This is a genomic window from Marivita geojedonensis, assembly GCF_002115805.1.
GTDB lineage: Bacteria > Pseudomonadota > Alphaproteobacteria > Rhodobacterales > Rhodobacteraceae > Marivita > Marivita geojedonensis.
Genome location: NZ_JFKC01000068.1, coordinates 1 through 811, shown reverse-complemented (window position 1 = coordinate 811; position 811 = coordinate 1). Strand labels below are relative to the sequence as shown.

Below are 811 nucleotides of genomic sequence, written 5' to 3'. Positions count from 1 at the left end.
ACCAGTCCAGCACGGCGACGAGATAGACGAAGCCACGCGCCATGGGGATGTAGGTGATGTCCATCGCCCAGACTTGGTTCGGGCGCGTCACGGCCAGCTTTCTCAGCAGATAGGGATAGACCTTGTGATCTGGTGCCGGTTTCGACGTGTTCGGCCTGCGATACAGGGCCTGGATACCCATCCGCTTCATGCAGGTCGCCACATGCAGCCGACCGGCAGTAAAGCCTTCTTGTCTGAGCAGCCCTTTCATCATCCGGCTGCCCGCGAATGGATACTCCATGTGCAACTCGTCGATCCGGCGCATAAGCCTGAGGTCATCTTCGCCCACCGGACGCGATTCATAGTAAAGACTGCCCCGGCTGATCCCGAGCAGATCGGCCTGCCGCACGAGACTCAGTCTGTGCGATCGATCAGTCATTTCTTTGCGCTCGGCAACAGACCGGCCTTGTCGAGCGCTCCTTCTAAAAAATCATTCTCCAGCGTCAGCTGGCCAATCTTCGCGTGCAGCGATTTCACGTCGATCGCGGGCGCTTTCGATGCCTTCGGCTTGTCGTCGAATACATCCGTCACGCCGTCGAGCAGCTGATCTTTCCACTGCTTGATCTGGTTGGGATGGACGTCGAACTGCGTCGCCAGCTCGCTCATCGTCTTGTCGCCCTTCAATGCCGCCAACGCGACTTTCGCTTTGAATGCAGGGCTGTGGTTCCGTCTTGGTCGTCTTGCCATCTTCTCTCCTTCGTCCCGGCACGCTGCCGGATCAGGAGCGGAAAATCCACCTAACTCACCTGTTCAGATTTCTCAGGCCACCTCT

General features: G+C 58.1%; 1 pseudogene. It reads right to left on the bottom strand.

The window, feature by feature from the left end:
* Nucleotides 1-726, bottom strand: a pseudogene (locus MGEO_RS21035) (IS3 family transposase); the annotation flags it as partial.
* Nucleotides 727-811: the final 85 nt, after the last annotated feature.